General features: G+C 63.6%; 14 protein-coding genes and 3 tRNA genes. 3 read left to right on the top strand and 14 right to left on the bottom strand.

Annotation, left to right across the window (positions count from 1 at the left end; all coding sequences use genetic code 11):
- Window positions 1–26 precede the first annotated feature (26 nt).
- Window positions 27–2315: a ribonuclease R gene (rnr, locus tag B7G52_RS08515; RefSeq protein WP_240523372.1), complete on the bottom strand. Its 2289-nt coding sequence runs from the start codon at window positions 2313–2315 to the stop codon at window positions 27–29.
- 275 nt (window positions 2316–2590) lie between these two features.
- Here rnr and B7G52_RS08510 point away from each other — a divergent pair.
- Window positions 2591–2675, top strand: a tRNA-Leu gene (locus B7G52_RS08510).
- Between the two features lie 111 nt (window positions 2676–2786).
- Here the strand turns inward: B7G52_RS08510 and rimO are convergent.
- The 5 genes from rimO to B7G52_RS08485 all read right to left on the bottom strand — a co-directional run bounded on the left by rimO (window position 2787) and on the right by B7G52_RS08485 (window position 8403).
- Entirely contained in the window at window positions 2787–4196 is a 1410-nt protein-coding gene (gene rimO, locus B7G52_RS08505) for a 30S ribosomal protein S12 methylthiotransferase RimO (RefSeq protein ID WP_096697184.1), read from the bottom strand.
- Window positions 4197–4259: 63 nt separating this feature from the next.
- Window positions 4260–4796: a polyhydroxyalkanoate synthesis repressor PhaR gene (gene phaR, locus B7G52_RS08500; RefSeq protein WP_096697226.1), complete on the bottom strand. Its 537-nt coding sequence runs from the start codon at window positions 4794–4796 to the stop codon at window positions 4260–4262.
- A gap of 221 nt (window positions 4797–5017) precedes the next feature.
- Window positions 5018–5094 (bottom strand) — tRNA-Val (locus B7G52_RS08495).
- A 76-nt stretch (window positions 5095–5170) separates the two neighbouring features.
- Window positions 5171–7405 (bottom strand): bifunctional (p)ppGpp synthetase/guanosine-3',5'-bis(diphosphate) 3'-pyrophosphohydrolase, encoded by a 2235-nt coding sequence (locus tag B7G52_RS08490; protein WP_096697225.1) that lies wholly within the window; start codon window positions 7403–7405, stop codon window positions 5171–5173.
- Window positions 7406–7503: 98 nt separating this feature from the next.
- Window positions 7504–8403 (bottom strand): alpha/beta fold hydrolase, encoded by a 900-nt coding sequence (locus B7G52_RS08485; RefSeq protein ID WP_096697224.1) that lies wholly within the window; start codon window positions 8401–8403, stop codon window positions 7504–7506.
- Between the two features lie 92 nt (window positions 8404–8495).
- Between B7G52_RS08485 and B7G52_RS08480 the strand changes: the two genes are divergently transcribed.
- Together B7G52_RS08480 and B7G52_RS08475 are read left to right on the top strand one after the other, a co-directional pair.
- Entirely contained in the window at window positions 8496–9278 is a 783-nt protein-coding gene (locus B7G52_RS08480; protein ID WP_096697183.1) for a 3-hydroxybutyrate dehydrogenase, read from the top strand.
- A gap of 349 nt (window positions 9279–9627) precedes the next feature.
- Window positions 9628–10242: a porin family protein gene (locus B7G52_RS08475; protein WP_096697182.1), complete on the top strand. Its 615-nt coding sequence runs from the start codon at window positions 9628–9630 to the stop codon at window positions 10240–10242.
- Window positions 10243–10297: 55 nt separating this feature from the next.
- Here B7G52_RS08475 and B7G52_RS08470 read toward each other — a convergent pair.
- The 8 genes from B7G52_RS08470 to B7G52_RS08435 all read right to left on the bottom strand — a co-directional run bounded on the left by B7G52_RS08470 (window position 10298) and on the right by B7G52_RS08435 (window position 16220).
- Window positions 10298–10372, bottom strand: a tRNA-Val gene (locus tag B7G52_RS08470).
- A gap of 34 nt (window positions 10373–10406) precedes the next feature.
- The gene (dnaQ, locus tag B7G52_RS08465) at window positions 10407–11114 is read right to left on the bottom strand and encodes a DNA polymerase III subunit epsilon (RefSeq protein ID WP_096697181.1); all 708 of its coding nucleotides are present in this window, start codon (window positions 11112–11114) and stop codon (window positions 10407–10409) included.
- Between the two features lie 191 nt (window positions 11115–11305).
- A complete protein-coding gene (gene fdx / locus B7G52_RS08460; protein WP_096665493.1) occupies window positions 11306–11644 on the bottom strand; it encodes an ISC system 2Fe-2S type ferredoxin in 339 nt (112 codons plus the stop codon).
- A gap of 19 nt (window positions 11645–11663) precedes the next feature.
- A complete protein-coding gene (hscA, locus tag B7G52_RS08455) occupies window positions 11664–13538 on the bottom strand; it encodes a Fe-S protein assembly chaperone HscA (protein ID WP_096697180.1) in 1875 nt (624 codons plus the stop codon).
- A 35-nt stretch (window positions 13539–13573) separates the two neighbouring features.
- Window positions 13574–14095, bottom strand: coding sequence for a Fe-S protein assembly co-chaperone HscB (gene hscB, locus B7G52_RS08450; protein WP_096697179.1), 522 nt, complete (start codon window positions 14093–14095; stop codon window positions 13574–13576).
- A gap of 139 nt (window positions 14096–14234) precedes the next feature.
- Window positions 14235–14558 (bottom strand): iron-sulfur cluster assembly protein IscA, encoded by a 324-nt coding sequence (gene iscA, locus B7G52_RS08445; RefSeq protein ID WP_096665502.1) that lies wholly within the window; start codon window positions 14556–14558, stop codon window positions 14235–14237.
- A 17-nt stretch (window positions 14559–14575) separates the two neighbouring features.
- On the bottom strand, window positions 14576–14971 hold the full coding sequence (gene iscU / locus B7G52_RS08440; protein ID WP_096697178.1) for a Fe-S cluster assembly scaffold IscU: 396 nt from the start codon (window positions 14969–14971) through the stop codon (window positions 14576–14578).
- A 31-nt stretch (window positions 14972–15002) separates the two neighbouring features.
- Window positions 15003–16220, bottom strand: a complete 1218-nt coding sequence (locus B7G52_RS08435; RefSeq protein ID WP_096697177.1) for an IscS subfamily cysteine desulfurase — start codon at window positions 16218–16220, stop codon at window positions 15003–15005.
- Window positions 16221–16228: the final 8 nt, after the last annotated feature.

The raw sequence follows: 16228 nt of genomic DNA, 5'->3' as shown, positions 1-16228 counted from the left end.
GCAATGGATCAGGAGTGCTCATGCGTTTACCGCCGAGGTTTCTTGCTCTGCTTGCGTCCGGCGCTGGAGGCCGACTTCTTGACCGCCGCCTTCAGCGCCTGGATCGGCGACTTGGCCGTCCGGCTGCCCGCCGCACTGCCCTCGCGTGCGCCGGCACGCTGCTCGGTCCCCTTGCCCGCGCGCTTGCCACCGCGCTGCTCGCTGGCCTTGCGCGGCAGGGCGCGCTCCTGCTCGGGCAGGTCGGAAGTACGGCCACCGGCCTTGTCCTTCATGGCGCGGGCGAGCAGCTCTTCACCCTCGCGCACCAGTCGGAAGTCGATCTTGCGGCCGTCGAGATCGACCCGGCTGACCTGGACCCGCACCCGGGTGCCGATGGCGTAGCGGATGCCGGTGCGTTCGCCGCGCAGCTCCTGGCGCGCCTCGTCAAAGCGGAAATACTCGCCGCCCAGTTCGGTGATGTGCACCAGGCCCTCGACATACATCGCATCGAGCGTGACGAAAATGCCAAAGCTCGTGGCTGCCGTGACGACGCCGCCGAACTCCTCGCCCAGATGCTCGCGCATGTATTTGCACTTGAGCCAGGCTTCCACGTCGCGGCTGGCTTCGTCGGCACGGCGTTCGTTGGCGCTGCAATGCAGGCCGGCCGCCTGCCAGGCGAGCTGGTCGGCCGTGGGCTTTTTCGGTTTCTGGTCCGGCTCGGTGACGCGCGAGGCCAGCCGTTTCGACAGCTTGGCCTCGGCCTCGCCAGGGGTGGGCAACACCGGCAGCTGGTACCTGGACTTGGTCAGCACCGCCTTGATGACGCGGTGCACCAGCAGGTCCGGGTAGCGGCGGATCGGGCTGGTGAAGTGCGTGTAGGCCTCGTAGGCCAGGCCGAAGTGGCCGGCGTTCATGGGGGTGTAGATCGCCTGCTGCATGGAGCGCAGCAGCATGGAATGGATCTGCATCGCATCGGGCCGGTCCTTGGTGGCCATGGCGATCTGCTGGAACTCGCCCGGCGCGGGGTTCTCCGTGATCGTCATGCCAATGCCCAGGGCCTTCAGGTAGGTGCGCAGTATGTCCTTCTTCTCGGGCGTCGGGCCCTCGTGCACGCGGAACAGGCCTTCGTGTTTGCTCCCGGAAATGAAGTCCGCAGAACAGACGTTGGCCGCCAGCATGGCCTCTTCAATCACGCGGTGGGCAACGTTGCGGGTGCGCGGCACGATTTTTTCGATGCGCCCGGCCTCGTCGCAGACGATCTGGGTTTCGGTGGTTTCAAAGTCCACCGCGCCGCGCGCGCCACGCTCCTTGAGCAGCGCCTGGTAGACGTCATGCAGGTCCAGCAGGTGCGGCACCAGCGCCTTGCGCTGAGCCGCTTCCGGGCCGCGCGTGTTGGCCAGGATGGCGGCAACTTCGGTATAGGTGAAACGCGCGTGACTGAACATCACGGCCGGATAAAACTGGTAGGCGTGGACTTCGCCCTTGGCGTTGACCAGCATGTCGCAGACCATGCACAGGCGCTCGACGTTGGGGTTCAGCGAACACAGGCCGTTGGAGAGCTTCTCGGGCAGCATGGGGATCACGCGGCGCGGAAAATAAACGCTGGTTGCACGGTCGTAGGCGTCGATATCGATCGCACTGCCGGTTTCCACATAGTGGCTCACGTCGGCAATCGCCACCAGCAGGCGCCAGCCTTTGCCGCGGCCCACCTTGGCCGGTTCGCAATACACCGCGTCGTCAAAGTCACGCGCGTCTTCACCGTCGATGGTCACCAGCGGGATGTCGGTCAGATCCACGCGGCCTTTTTTGTCGGCAGGCCGCACGGCGTCCGGCAGGGTGCGGGCCAGCGCCAGCGCGGCGTCGCTGAACTCATGCGGCACGCCGTATTTGCGCACGGCAATTTCAATTTCCATGCCCGGGTCGTCGATTTCACCGAGCACTTCCTTGACGCGGCCAACCGGCTGGCCAAACAGCGCCGGCGGCTCGGTCAGCTGGACCACCACGATCTGTCCGGGCTTGGCCGTACCGATGGCGCCCTTGGGGATCAGCACATCCTGGCCGTAACGCTTGTCCTCGGGCGCCACCAGCCAGACACCGCTTTCCTGCAGCAGGCGGCCAATGATGGGATTGGGCGAACGTTCAATGATTTCCGTGACGCGGCCCTCGGGCCGGTTCTTGCGGTCGTGCCGCACGATGCGCGCCTTGACGCGGTCCTTGTGCAGCACCGCGCGCATTTCGTTGGGCGGCAGGTAGATGTCGGCTTCGCCGTCATCACGCAGCACGAAGCCATGGCCATCGCGGTGGCCTGAAACAGTGCCTTCAAATTCGGCGAGCAGTCCGGCGCCTGGGACGTTGCTGTGGGTAGTTGTTTTGATAACTGGTCTCTCTTCTTGAGATGATTAATGGGGGAAAAAATTCCGGCACCGGCTTGCTGCCGGCGGGAAATCCGTCTTGTCTGTATTTTTCTGCATGTCAAAAGCCGGCGGTTTGCCGGACCGTGGCGTGAAGTTGCGAGCCTGGCGTGTGATGCCCCTCATGGCCCGCGCCTCGATTGAAATTTTTTGGAATCCGGACCGGAAAACCGATTCTGTAATGGTACACTGCTGGCTGTGCCCGGGTGGCGGAATTGGTAGACGCGCACGGTTCAGGTCCGTGTATCGCAAGATGTGGAGATTCGAGTTCTCTCCCGGGCACCAGATACATCAAATCCAGCGAAAGCTGGTACAAAAAAGGCCACTGCCAACACAGTGGCCTTTTTGCTTTCCAGGCGCTTTTTCAGCACTTGGGCCAGCCCCATCCGGACGTCTTCAGACCGGCACCGCCACCAGATCGTGGCCTTGCGTGCCGACAATCCGGGCCTTGGTGAATTCCCCGACCTTCAGCGTCTTGCTGATTTTCTCGGGCGGCAACAATTTCACGACACCGTCGATCTCGGGCGCGTCGGCATAGCTGCGGCCCACGCCACCCTTTTTACCCATGCCGGGCGCGGAGTCCACCAGCACCTGCATGGTGGCCCCCACACGCTGCTGCAGCTTCGCCGCCGAGACCGCTTCGGCCACGGCCATGAAACGAGCGCGGCGTTCTTCGCGAAGCTCCAGAGGCAGCATGCCCGGAATGTCGTTGGCCGTGGCGCCCGCCACTGCGCTGTAGGCAAAGCAGCCCGCGCGGTCAATCTGCGCTTCGCGCATGAAGTCCAGCAGGTGCTCGAACTCGCCCTCGGTCTCGCCGGGGAAACCGGCAATGAAGGTGCTGCGAATCACGATCTCGGGGCAGATCTCGCGCCAGCGTGCAATCCGCTCCAGATTTTTCTCGCCGCTGGCCGGTCGTTTCATGCGCTTGAGCACATCGGGGTGGCTGTGCTGCAGGGGCACGTCCAGGTACGGCAGGACCTTGCCGGTGGCCATCAGCGGCAGGATCTCATCCACACTGGGGTACGGGTAGACGTAATGCAAGCGCACCCAGGCGCCGTAGGGCTCGGCAATCTCGCCGAGCGCCTGCACCAGTTCCAGCATGCGGGTCTTGACCGGCTTGCCGTCCCAGAAGCCGGTGCGGTACTTCACATCCACACCGTAGGCCGAGGTGTCCTGGCTGATGACGAGCAGTTCCCGCACGCCGCCCTCAAACAATGCGCGCGCCTCGTTGAGCACGTCGCCTATCGGTCGCGACACCAGGTCGCCGCGCATCGACGGGATGATGCAGAAGGTGCAGCGGTGGTTGCAGCCTTCGCTGATCTTCAGGTAGGCATAGTGCCGCGGCGTGAGCTTGATGCCGGCGATGCCAAAGGCGTTGGGAACCAGATCCACAAACGGGTCGTGCGGCTTGGGCAGGTTCAGGTGCACCGCGTCCATCACTTCCTGCGTCGCGTGCGGGCCGGTCACGGCCAGCACACTCGGGTGCATCTGGCGCACCAGGTTGCCGCCGCCCTCGCCCGCCTTCGCGCCCAGGCAGCCGGTCACGATGACCCGGCCGTTTTCGGCCAGTGCCTCGCCAATGGTGTCCAGGCTTTCCCGGACGGCGTCGTCAATGAAACCGCAGGTGTTGACGATCACCAGGTCGGCGCCTTCAAAGGTTTTGGAGGTCTGGTAACCCTCGGCGCTGAGCTGCGTCAGGATCAGTTCGGAGTCGGTCAGGGCCTTGGGGCAGCCGAGGCTGACAAAACCGACGCGGGGCGCCGTGTTCAAGGTGGGGGATGGTGGGGTCGCAAGGGCTTGGCTCATGCCCTCTATTGTCTCAGAGCCGGCCCGCTGCGGCCGCTGGCGCCCGAAATGGCCTGGACGCGGTCAGCGCTTCAGGCCCAGGGCGGCCAGCATCTGCTCGCTTTGTTTTTGCATCTGCTCCTGCATTTGCGTGAACACGGTTTTCGACTGCTCGACATAGCTGCCCATCATGCCTTGCATGGCCGGCGACTGGGCATTGACAAACTGCGCCCATGCTTCCGGCGTCAGGCCCTTGGACTGCTCGGACATCTTGAGCTGCAAGTCCATGAAAGACTGGACGTTTTTCTCGAGGTAGGAACCCATGAAGCTCTGCATCGCATTGCCGTAGAAACGGATGATGTTGCCCAGCACCGCCTCGGTGAACATGGGCGCGCCGCCGGCTTCTTCTTCCAGGATGATCTGCAGCAGGATGCTGCGTGTCAGGTCCTCGTTGGTCTTGGCATCGCGCACCACGAAATCGGTGCTGTCCATGACGAGGTTCTTGACTTCGGCCAACGTGATGTAGGCCGAGGTATCGGTGTCGTAAAGACGGCGGTTCGGGTATTTCTTGATGACACGCGGCGACGCCGCCTTGCCGTTACCGCCCTTGGTGCCCGGTATTTTTCCCGGCGTGTTGCCGACGGGGGGAGCCGAGTCGGTTGACTGGCTCCTGGACTGACTGGTGGGCTTGCTCTTGGGCACTGTGCGAACTCCTGTGAATGACTGCCTGCACCAATGCACAGTGTCATCACATTCTAGGAAGTATGCTTACCTTCAATCCCCTTGGTTTACCCTGTGTGAGCGTGTGATGCACGGCTGACGGGAAAACAACTTCAGGAAATTGGTAGGCGCGATTGGACTCGAACCAACGACCCCCACCATGTCAAGGTGGTGCTCTAACCAGCTGAGCTACGCGCCTAAGGACTGTTCGACCTCATCATTGTAGCAGGGCAAACCCGGCCTTTCGCGCCCGCGTCGATTTTTTTGCCAACAAATCAACGCCTGCGCGCCGAGCGCACGCCATTGACCTCGGCGACGATGGCCAGCACCTGGTTGAGCCGGCCCGAGTGGGCCACCTCCACCGTGAAGGTCATCCAGGCCGTGCCGCCGCGGTTGTCCTTGACCGATGTGGTCTGCACGCCAATGACGTTCATTTTTTCCCGCGCAAACACTTCCGAGATATCGCGGAGCAGGCCTTGCCGGTCGGCCGCTTCCACGGCCACATCCACCGGGTACACCGAGCCTTCGCTGCTTTTGGGCTGGCTCCACTGCACCTCGATCACCCGGTCGGGGCTGCCGCTGGCCATGTTCCTGAAGTTGCTGCAATCGCTGCGGTGGATGCTCACGCCCTTGCCTTTGGTGACAAAACCGAGAATCGCATCGGGCGGTGCCGGCTTGCAGCACTTGGCCAGCTGCGTGAGCAGCGAGTCGATGCCGACCACCAGCACCCCGCCCTTGCGCCCGCGCTCGGACGACTTGTCATGTAGCCGGGCCTTTTTGGCCAGCACATAGTCGTCCTGCGTGGGCGGCGGCTCGGGCGGCTTGAGCATGTTTTCAATGGTGCGCAGCGACAGCTCGTCCTTGCCCACCACTTCAAACAGATCCTCGGCGCTCTTGAAGCCCAGCTGCGTCGCGACATCCTCGAGCTTCATCGCGGTCTTGCCCTCGCGCTGCAGCAGTTTTTCCACTGCCTCGCGTCCGCGCGCCACCGTTTGCGCCATGGCCTGGGCATTGAACCAGGCACGCACTTTCGACCGCGCGCGGTGGCTGGCCAGAAAGCCGAGTTCGGGGTTGAGCCAGTCACGCGACGGGCCGCCCTCCTTCGTGGTGACGACCTCCACCGTCTGCCCGTTCTGCAGCGGCGTGTTCAGCGGCACCATGGCGCCATCGATGCGTGCGCCGCGGCAGCGGTGGCCCAGGCTGGTGTGCACGCTGTAGGCAAAGTCGAGCGCCGTCGCTCCCTGCGGCAGTTCGACGACGGCCGCGTCCGGCGTCAGGACGTAGATGCGGTCTTCAAACAACCCCTGGTTGGCGTCGCGCGCCTTGGCCGCCACCGGCCCCGACAGGTCGCGCTCCCAGGCCAGCAACTGCCGCAACACGGCAATTTTTGCGTCGTACTCGCTGCTGGCCGACACGCCGCTGTAACCCTTGGTGCCGGCCTCCTTGTAGGCCCAGTGGGCAGCCACGCCATGCTCGGCATGGTCGTGCATGGCCTGCGTGCGGATCTGGATCTCGACCGCGCGCTGCTGCGCATCGCGCACCACCGTGTGCAGCGACTGGTAGCCGTTGGATTTGGGCTTGGCGATGTAGTCGTCGAATTCGCCCTCGACCGGCGTGAAATGCGAATGCACAAACCCGAGCGCCGCGTAACAACCCTTGACGTCGGCGGCAATCACGCGCAGGGCGCGGATGTCGAAGACCTGGTCGAAATCGAGTCCCTTGCCGCGCATCTTCTTGACGATGCTGTAGATGTGTTTGGGCCGGCCCTGCACCAGCGCGGCAATGCCGTTGCTGTTCAGGTCGCGCTCCAGCTGCGCCCGCAGCGCTTCCATGAAAATCTCGCGCTCGGCACGTTTTTCATCGAGCAGGCGGGCAATGCTTTTGTAGGTGTCCGGCTCCAGAAAGCGGAAGGCCAGGTCTTCCATTTCCCACTTGATCTGCCAGATGCCCAGGCGGTTGGCCAGGGGTGCAAACACGTTGAGTGATTCGCGCGCCACGGCCAGCGGGCAAGGTTGCCGGATGGCCGCAAAGTGACGCAGCGTCTGCAGCCGGGACGCGAGGCGCAGCATGACGACCCGCAGGTCGCGCGAAAACGCCAGCAACATCTTGCGCACGTTTTCAGTCTGTGCCGCCGGGTCTTCCAGCTGCGCCCTGGCATCGGCGGCGCGGGCCTGTTTCTGCACATGGACGAGCTTGGTGGTCTCCATGGCCAGGGCGGCGAAGTTGGCGCCGAAAGCCTTGGCAATCACCTCCTGCGGCTTGTTCAGGTGCGCGCAGGCGTGAACGAGGTAGGTGGCGGCCTGCATGGCCTCGGAACCGCCAATGGCCTTCAGAATGGCCGCGACGGCATCCGCATGGGCCAGGATGTTTTCACCGGTGTCCAGCGTTTCACTGGCGATCAGCGGCTCGGCAAAGGCCCTGGCGCGGGCCAGCGCGTGCGGCTGGTCCGGCAGGCTGTCCGCCGTGGCCGTCACGATGGACGCATTGGGCAGCGGCGTCATGGGCGTCATGGGCGCCACGCCCGTGTTGGGCTTCAAAGGCAATTTGGGCGGGGCGCCAGGCCCGGCCCCGGCATGTTTCGTCACAGGCAGCTTTTCAATAAAAAATTTCAGACAAGAAGAAAATCGCCCACCGTGCTGACCTGATCCATTGCCACCAGGGTCGGTGCATGGCCGACCCCTTCAAACTCCACCAGGCGGGCCCGGGGACCGCGCTGCGTCATGGCCTGCGCCGTGACGCGGCTGAGCAAGTCCGATTGTGCGCCGCGCACGACCAGTGTCGGCGCCCGAATGTTGTCAAAAAGTTGCCACAACAGGGCTTCGCCTTCGCGCGCCGAGGCTTCGGTCGCCGCCTGGACCGGTACCGCAATGGCCGGGTCGTAATGCAGCATCACACGGCCATCGACGGCACCAGGCACAGGCTTGACCATGTGGCGCGACAACGCCAGCCATTGCTCGGGCGTGTGCGGGCCAAAGCTGGTCGAGATCGCCCACATCGCGTCGGCAGCGTGCTGCAGCGAGGCGAAATGGCCGGCTTTGCCGAGGTAAGCCGCAATACGCGTGATGGCCTGCCACTCGATGGCCGGCCCCACGTCGTTGAGGACCAGCTTGCGCACCGGCGCGGACAAGGGCAGCTCGGGCTGGCCGGCAATGGCCATGCCGATCAGGCCGCCCATGCTGGTGCCGACCCAGTCCAGCGTCGTGACCGGCGCTTGCTGGTGCAGGTGCGCCAGCAGTGCCATCATGTCGGCGGCGTACTGCGGGATCTGGTAACCCATGGGGTCCTGGAGCCAGTCGCTGCAGCCGCGGCCGGCCACGTCGGGGCACACGATACGGACCTCGTCCGACAGGTACTCGGCCAGCACATCAAAATCCCTGCCCTGGCGCGACAGGCCGTGAACACACAGCACCACATGCGGGTTGGCCGGATCGCCCCACTCCCAGTACGCCATGCGGTGCCCTCCCGAAACGTCGGGGCACGATACGTAGTTCAGCGTAGGTTCAGTCATGGCCAGGGAATCCGGGTTGCAGGCTTGATAATTGCCCGAGCCGCTGTTGTTCAGCGTCTGACAGGCATCGTAAATCATCCGGAGAAAACTTCATGCTCAAAGGTAAAACTGCACTCGTGACCGGCTCCACCAGCGGCATCGGCCTGGGGATCGCCAAGGCGCTGGCGGCGCAGGGGGCCAACATCGTGCTCAACGGTTTCGGCGACGCCGAAGGCCCCAAGGCGGAAATTGCAGCGCTGGGCGTGAAAGTGGCCTACCACGGTGCCGACATGAGCAAGCCCGCCGAGATCGAAGCCATGATGACTTTTGCCGCGGCGCAATTCGGGCAGGTGGACATTCTGGTCAACAATGCCGGCATCCAGCATGTGGCCAGAATCGAGAACTTTCCGGTCGAACGCTGGGACGCCGTCCTGGCGATCAACCTGAGCAGCGCCTTCCACGCCACGCGGCTGGCCCTACCGGCCATGCAGGCCGCCAATGGCGGTAAGGGCTGGGGCCGCATCATCAATGTCGCTTCGGTGCACGGCCTGGTCGGCTCGGCGGAAAAATCCGCGTACGTTGCCGCCAAACACGGCATCGTCGGCCTGACCAAGGTCACGGCCCTGGAAAACGCCACCACCGGCGTGACCTGCAATGCCATCTGTCCGGGCTGGGTGCTGACGCCGCTGGTACAAAAACAGGTGGACGCCAAAGCCGCGGCAGGCGCCATCTCCAACGAGCAGGCCACGCAGCAGCTGCTGGGCGAAAAAGAGCCCTCGATGCAATTCACCACGCCCGAGGAACTGGGCGCGCTGGCGGTGTTTTTCTGCTCGCCGGCTGGCAACAATGTGCGCGGCGTGGCCTGGAACATGGACGGCGGCTGGGCAGCGCAGTAAAGCGCCGAAAACCTGCGACGCAGGAAGCTGGCGGCCGGGTGCCGCCAGCCCTGCATTGGCCCAGAAATAAAGCCAAATTAGCCATCAGCCCTTGATGGTCGCTGACCAGCAGCTATTAATTTCATAGCAAATTGAGCCTGCTCGCACCCTGCCCGCACGGCTGGCGTACGGTGGCCGGCTGGCGACGCCATGGCCCGCCACCGCGATCTGCTTCCGCCTGTCCTACATGCGTGTCAGGCGTTTCCTACAAGCCGTTCCGCCCTGAACGTTTAAATTGGTTGCGTCGTTTGTCGGTCCGTTCCACCAAGGGGCGGATCATCATCGAATCGTCATTCTGCGAGGAGTCATCGTGAAAAAAATTCATCGTGTTCTCTCCAGCATGCTGCTCGGTGCAGCAGCCGTCGCCGGCAGCCTGCCCGTCCAGGCCCAGACCAGCAGCCCTTCCTCGAGTTCCGGCAACAGCGCCTGGTACGCCGCTGGCAGCGCTTACCTCGGCTTCAATGCCGGTCGCTCCAGTTACCGGCAAGGATGCGGCACCGGGGTGTTCAACTGCGGTGACAAGGACAATGCCTACAGCATCTACGGAGGGGGCATGTTCAGCAACAACTTCGGCCTGGAGCTGGGTTACCTCGAGATGGGCAATATCGACCGTGGCGGAGGCACGACCCAGGCCCACGGCATCAACCTGAGCCTGGTCGGCAAGGTGCCGCTCAGCCCGACCTGGGGCCTGTTCGGCAAGGTGGGCACGACCTATGGCCGCACCAGCGTGTCATCCACGCCGGGTTCGGGCGTCACCAGCGGCGACGAGGACGGCTTCGGGCTGTCGCTCGGGGCGGGTGTGAGTTACGACTTTACCGACAGATGGTCTGCGGTCCTGCAATGGGAGCGCCATGACTTCAAGTTTTCCGGCTCGGGACGCGACAACGTGAACGCCACCACGCTGGGCCTGAAGTACCGGTTCTGAAACCACCGGGGCAGAGAAAAAGCCCCAAGTCGCAAGCGACTTGGGGCTTCAATTCTGGTGGGCGGTGCAAGTTTCGAACTTGCGACCCCTGCAGTGTGAATGCAGTGCTCTACCCCTGAGCTAACCGCCCTGTTTGGTCAGCCTCAGATTATAAGGGGTTTTTGTCACGCACCGGCCAGTTCGCGCCAGACAGTTTTGCCTTTGCTGCTTTTATCGATGTCCGTCAGCAGGCTTTCGTGGGCGGCGATCTCCTGATCGTTGGCCAGCAGCAGCGGCAAATCGAAACCGCTCAGGTCCATCGCCACGGCGACGCCCCCCTCCTGCGTGTTGCCGCCCACGTCCATCACCAGCGAATTCTGCCCGCGCGTCAGGTTGATGTAGACGTCGGCCAGCAGTTCGGCGTCGAGCAGGGCGCCGTGCAGCGTGCGGCCCGAGTTGTCGACGTCCAGGCGGTCGCACAGGGCGTCCAGCGAATTGCGTTTGCCGGGATACAGCTCCTTGGCCATCATCAGGCTGTCAGTGACCTTGGCCACGCAGTTGCGTATCGACGCACGCCCCATCAGCTCGAGCTCCTTGTCCAGGAAGCTGATGTCGAAAGGCGCGTTGTGGATGATGACCTCGGCCCCCTCCAGATACGCCAGCAACTCGTCGGCGACCGCCGGAAATTTGGGCTTGTCCTGCAGGAACTCGTTGCTGATGCCGTGTACCTTGAGCGCGTCCTCGTGGCTGTCGCGCTCGGGGTTCAGGTAGAAGTGCTTGTTGTTGCCGGTGAGCTTGCGGCCGATCAGCTCGACGCAGCCGATTTCGATGATGCGGTCGCCGTTTTCAGCGGACAGGCCGGTGGTTTCAGTGTCTAGAACGATTTGGCGCATGGTTTAGATGATAGCTGCGCTGGGTCAGTGGATGTTTTTTCGCCGGGCCGCCCCAAGGAAAAATGCGCCCCCTCGGGGGGCAGCGCAGCACACGCAGTGGCAAGCGTGGGGGCAAGCTTTCCGACGGGCCGCCCCTAGGAAAAATTGCCCCCTCGGGGGGCAGCGAGGACACGCAGTGCCGAGCGTGGGGGCTAGTGGACTTCCTTGGCGTGGTTGATCGAGTATTTGGGAATCTCGACCGTCAGGTCGGTTTGTGCCACGATGGCCTGGCAGCTCAGGCGCGAGTTGGGCTCCAGGCCCCAGGCGCGGTCCAGCAGGTCTTCCTCGCTCTCGTCCATCTCGTTGAGCGAGCGCATCCCTTCGCGCACGATGACATGACAGGTGGTGCAGGCGCAGCTCATGTCGCAGGCGTGTTCGATGTTGATGTTGTTGTCGAGCAGCGCCTCGCAGATGGACGTGCCCGCAGGCGCGGACACTTCGGCACCGTTGGGGCAGTATTCAGGATGGGGCAGTATTTTGATGATGGGCATGGGGTGTTCGGTCCGGGGGTCAGACCGTCGCTATGTTTTTTCCGGCCAGGGCCTGGCGGATGCCCCGGTTCATGCGCTGGGCCGCAAAGTTTTCGGTCCCGCCAGCCAGGGCCTTGATGGCGGCTTCGATCTGCGCGGCATCGCCCTGCTGCCGGATGACCGCCAGGTCGGTCATCAGGCGGTCGATCTCCACCTTTTCCTCGGGGGTCAGCAAGTCGGCATCGGCAGCCAGGGCGCTGCGGGTCGCCAGGATCATGCGGTCGGCATCGACCTGCGCCTCGGCCAGCGCGCGCGCCTGCATGTCCTGCTGGGCCGTCGAAAAACTCTCCTGCAGCATGCGGGCAATGTCGGCGTCGGACAGGCCGTACGATGGCTTCACGTCAATATGCGCTTCCACGCCGCTGCCCTGCTCCCTGGCGCTGACGCTGAGCAGGCCATCGGCGTCCACGGTGAAGGTCACGCGGATGCGCGCCGCGCCCGCGGCCATCGGCGGAATGCCGCGCAGCTCGAAACGCGCGAGGCTGCGGCAGTCGACCACCAGGTCGCGCTCACCCTGCACCACATGCAGGGCCAGCGCGGTCTGGCCATCCTGGTAGGTGGTGAAGTCCTGCGCCATCGCGGTCGGGATGGTCTGGTTGCGCGGCACGATGCGTTCGACCAGGCCCCCCATGGTTTCGATGCCCAGTGACAGCGGAATCACGTCGAGCAGCAGCAGGTCGCTGCCGGTGCTGTTGCCGGCCAGCTGGTTGGCCGAAATGGCGGCGCCCAAAGCCACCACCTCGTCGGGGTTCAGGTTGGTCAGGGGCTCGCGGCCAAACAGGCCGGCCACGGCGCGGCGCACCTGGGGCATGCGCGTGGACCCGCCCACCAGCACCACACCCTGGACCTCGTCCTTGCCCAGCCCGGCATCGCGCAAGGCCTTGCGCGCCACCGTCAGCGTGCGCTGGGTCAGCCCGGCCGTGGCAGCTTCAAAGTCCGCGGCCTTCATGTCAAATTGCACGTTAACCTTTGCCAGACGGGCGGAGAATGCTACTGAATCCGTAGCAGACAAGGCCTCCTTGCAAGCCCGGGCGGCCTGCAGCAAGGCGGCTTTGTCGCCGGGTGTGAGCGTGTCGGCGGCCAGGCCCGCCTTGGCCAGCACCCAGTCGACCAGCGCGCGGTCATAGTCGTCGCCGCCGAGGGCCGAGTCGCCGCCGGTGGCCACGACTTCAAACACGCCCTGCGTCAGGCGCAGGATGGAAATATCGAAGGTGCCACCACCGAGGTCATAGATCGCGTAAACCCCCTCGCTGGCGTTGTCCAGGCCGTAGGCAATGGCCGCCGCGGTCGGCTCGTTGATCAGGCGCAGCACGTTGAGCCCGGCCAGTTGCGCGGCATCCTTGGTGGCCTGGCGCTGGGCGTCGTCAAAATACGCCGGCACCGTGATGACCGCGCCGAAAATCTCGTCGTCAAAGGTATCTTCCGCCCGGTAGCGCAGCGTCGCCAGGATCTCGGCACTGACTTCGACCGGGCTTTTTTCTCCTGCCACGGTTTGCAGCGTGACCATGCCGGGCTGGTCGATCAGCTGGTAAGGCAGTTGCGCGCGGTTGCCGATGTCCTGGATGCCGCGGCCCATCAGGCGCTTGACCGAGGCGATGGTGTTCTGCGGATCATCCACCTGCGCAGCCAGGGCGTCGAAACCGATCTGGCGGCTGGTGGCGCCGTTCTCGTCCACCAGGTAACGCACCACGCTGGGCAGCAGCACGCGGCCCTGCGCATCGGGCAGGCACTCGGCCACGCCGCTGCGCACGCTGGCCACCAACGAATGGGTGGTGCCCAGGTCAATGCCGATGGCAATGCGCCGCTGGTGCGGATCGGGAGTCTGTCCGGGTTCGGAAATTTGCAGTAGGGCCATGAATGTGTGGGGTCGCGCTGGAGGTCTGTGACAGGCTATTGTCCCAGCGAGTCGATGCGCGCATCAATCTCGCTGCCAAAGCGCTCAATAAACATAAGGCTTCTCACCTGCTGGGCGGCGGCCGGAAAGTCTTTCTCCCGGTCCAGCGAATGCTCTATTTTTGATAGCTGCTCGCGCTTGCTGTCCAGGGTCTGGGCGGCAATTTCTTCCAGACTGTCGAGTCCTTGCGCCTCTTCCAGCGCTTCCCGCCATTGCATCTGCTGAATCAGGAAATCCGGCGGCATGGCCGTGTTGCTCTCGGCCCGGATGGGCGCGCCGTGCAGCTCGCAGATGTAGATCGCACGTTTGAGCGGGTTCTTCAGCCGCTGGTAGGCCTCATTGATGCGTACCGACCACTGCATGGCCAGGCGCTGGGCGGCAGCGCCCTGCGCTGCAAACCGGTCGGGATGCGCTTCACGCTGCAACTCTTTCCAGCGCGCGTCGAGCAAGGCGCTGTCCTGCGCGAACTGCACAGGCACGTCAAAGAGTTCGAAATCGTTGGATTGGAGGCTTGTCACGGAAAACCCGTTTTCGGGATGGGAAGCGTAGCGAGCGGGCGTCAGCGAGGTGCGGCCAGCGCGGAGCCACCGGAACGTACTTCAGGTACGTGAGGATGGCGAGCACTGCCCGCGCCTCGATCACGCCTGCGCAGTAGCTTCACACCCGAAAAGATTCGCCGCACCCACAGCGGTCGCGCTCATTCGGATTGATGAACTTGAAGCCCTCATTGAGGCCCTCACGCACAAAGTCGAGCTGGGTGCCGTCGATGTAAGCCATGCTTTTCGGGTCCACCAGCACCTTCACGCCGTTGTCTTCAAACACCACGTCTTCAGGCGCTATCTCGTCGGCATATTCGAGCTTGTAGGCCAGGCCGGAGCAACCGGTGGTTCTGACGCCCAGGCGCACGCCCACGCCCTTGCCGCGTTTGGCCATGTAGCGGGTGACGTGTCGTGCTGCAGCATCGGTGAGGGTAACGGACATGGGAAAAGCTTCGCAGGTCAATGAGGTTGGTGGGCGTGCTTCAACTTGTAGTCGCTGACGGCCGCCTTGATGGCGTCTTCGGCAAGGATGGAGCAATGGATTTTCACGGGCGGCAGGGCCAGCTCTTCGGCAATGGCGCTGTTCTTGATGCTTGCCGCTTCGTCCAGGGTCTTGCCCTTGACCCACTCGGTCACGAGTGAGCTCGATGCAATCGCCGAGCCACAGCCGTAGGTCTTGAAACGCGCGTCTTCAATCACGCCGGTCAGCGGGTTGACCTTGATCTGCAGCTTCATGACGTCGCCGCAGGCCGGTGCGCCGACCATGCCGGTGCCTACCGTGTCGTCGCCCTTTTCAAACGAGCCGACGTTACGGGGGTTTTCATAGTGGTCCACCACTTTTTCGCTGTATGCCATTTTATTTACCTCTTCAAGCTGTTTGCGCTGCTTAGTGAGCAGCCCACTGGATGGTGGACAGGTCCACACCATCCTTGAACATTTCCCAGAGCGGCGACAGGTCACGCAGTTTGGCGACATTTTCCTTGATCGTCGCGACGGCGTAATCAATCTCTTCTTCGGTGGTCCAGCGGCCTATGGTCATGCGCAGGCTGCTGTGGGCCAGCTCGTCGCTGCGGCCCAGGGCGCGCAGCACATAGCTGGGCTCGAGGCTGGCCGAGGTACAGGCCGAACCACTGGACACCGCCAGGCCCTTGATGCCCATGATCAGGGACTCGCCTTCAACATAGTTGAAGCTCATGTTGAGGTTGTGCGGCACGCGCTTGTCGGCATGGCCGTTGAGGAAAACCTCTTCCACGTCTTTCAGGCCGGCCAGCATGCGGTCGTGCAGGGCACGGATACGCTGGTTTTCGTCGTGCATTTCCGCCTTGGCAATGCGATAGGCCTCGCCCATGCCCACACACTGGTGCGTCGGCAAGGTGCCGGACCGCATGCCGCGCTCGTGGCCGCCACCGTGCATCTGTGCCTCCAGCCGCACGCGCGGCTTGCGCCGCACATACAGCGCGCCTATGCCTTTGGGGCCATAAGTCTTGTGCGAGGTCAGGCTCATCAGGTCAACCGGCAGGGTGGCGAGATCGATATCCACCCGGCCGGTGGCCTGCGCCGCGTCCACATGGAAAATGATACCTTTTTCGCGGCACAGGGCGCCAATCGCGGGGATGTCCTGGATGACGCCAATCTCGTTGTTGACGAACATGACGCTGACAATGATGGTGTCGGGGCGGATCGCCGCCTTCAGTACCTCGAGGTCGAGCAGGCCATCGGCCTGCACGTCGAGATAGGTCACGTCAAACCCCTGGCGCTCCAGCTCGCGGCAGGTGTCGAGCACGGCCTTGTGCTCGGTCTTGACCGTGATGATGTGTTTGCCCTTGGACTTGTAGAAATGCGCCGCGCCCTTGAGCGCCAGGTTGTTGGACTCGGTCGCACCGCTGGTCCAGACGATCTCGCGCGGGTCGGCACCGATCAGCTCGGCCACCTGTTCGCGGGCTTTTTCCACGGCGGCTTCTGCTTCCCAGCCCCAGGCATGGCTGCGCGAAGCGGGATTGCCGAAATGCTCGCGCAACCAGGGAATCATGGCGTCCACCACCCGCGGGTCACACGGGTTCGTGGCGCTGTAGTCCATGTAAATGGGGAAGTGTGGGGTTTCCATGTGGCTAG

The organism is Polaromonas sp. AER18D-145 (assembly GCF_002379095.1).
In the GTDB taxonomy this organism is placed as follows: domain Bacteria; phylum Pseudomonadota; class Gammaproteobacteria; order Burkholderiales; family Burkholderiaceae_C; genus Polaromonas.
The sequence above is the reverse complement of the archived record's forward strand: the minus strand, read 5'-3'. Positions and strand labels throughout refer to the sequence as shown.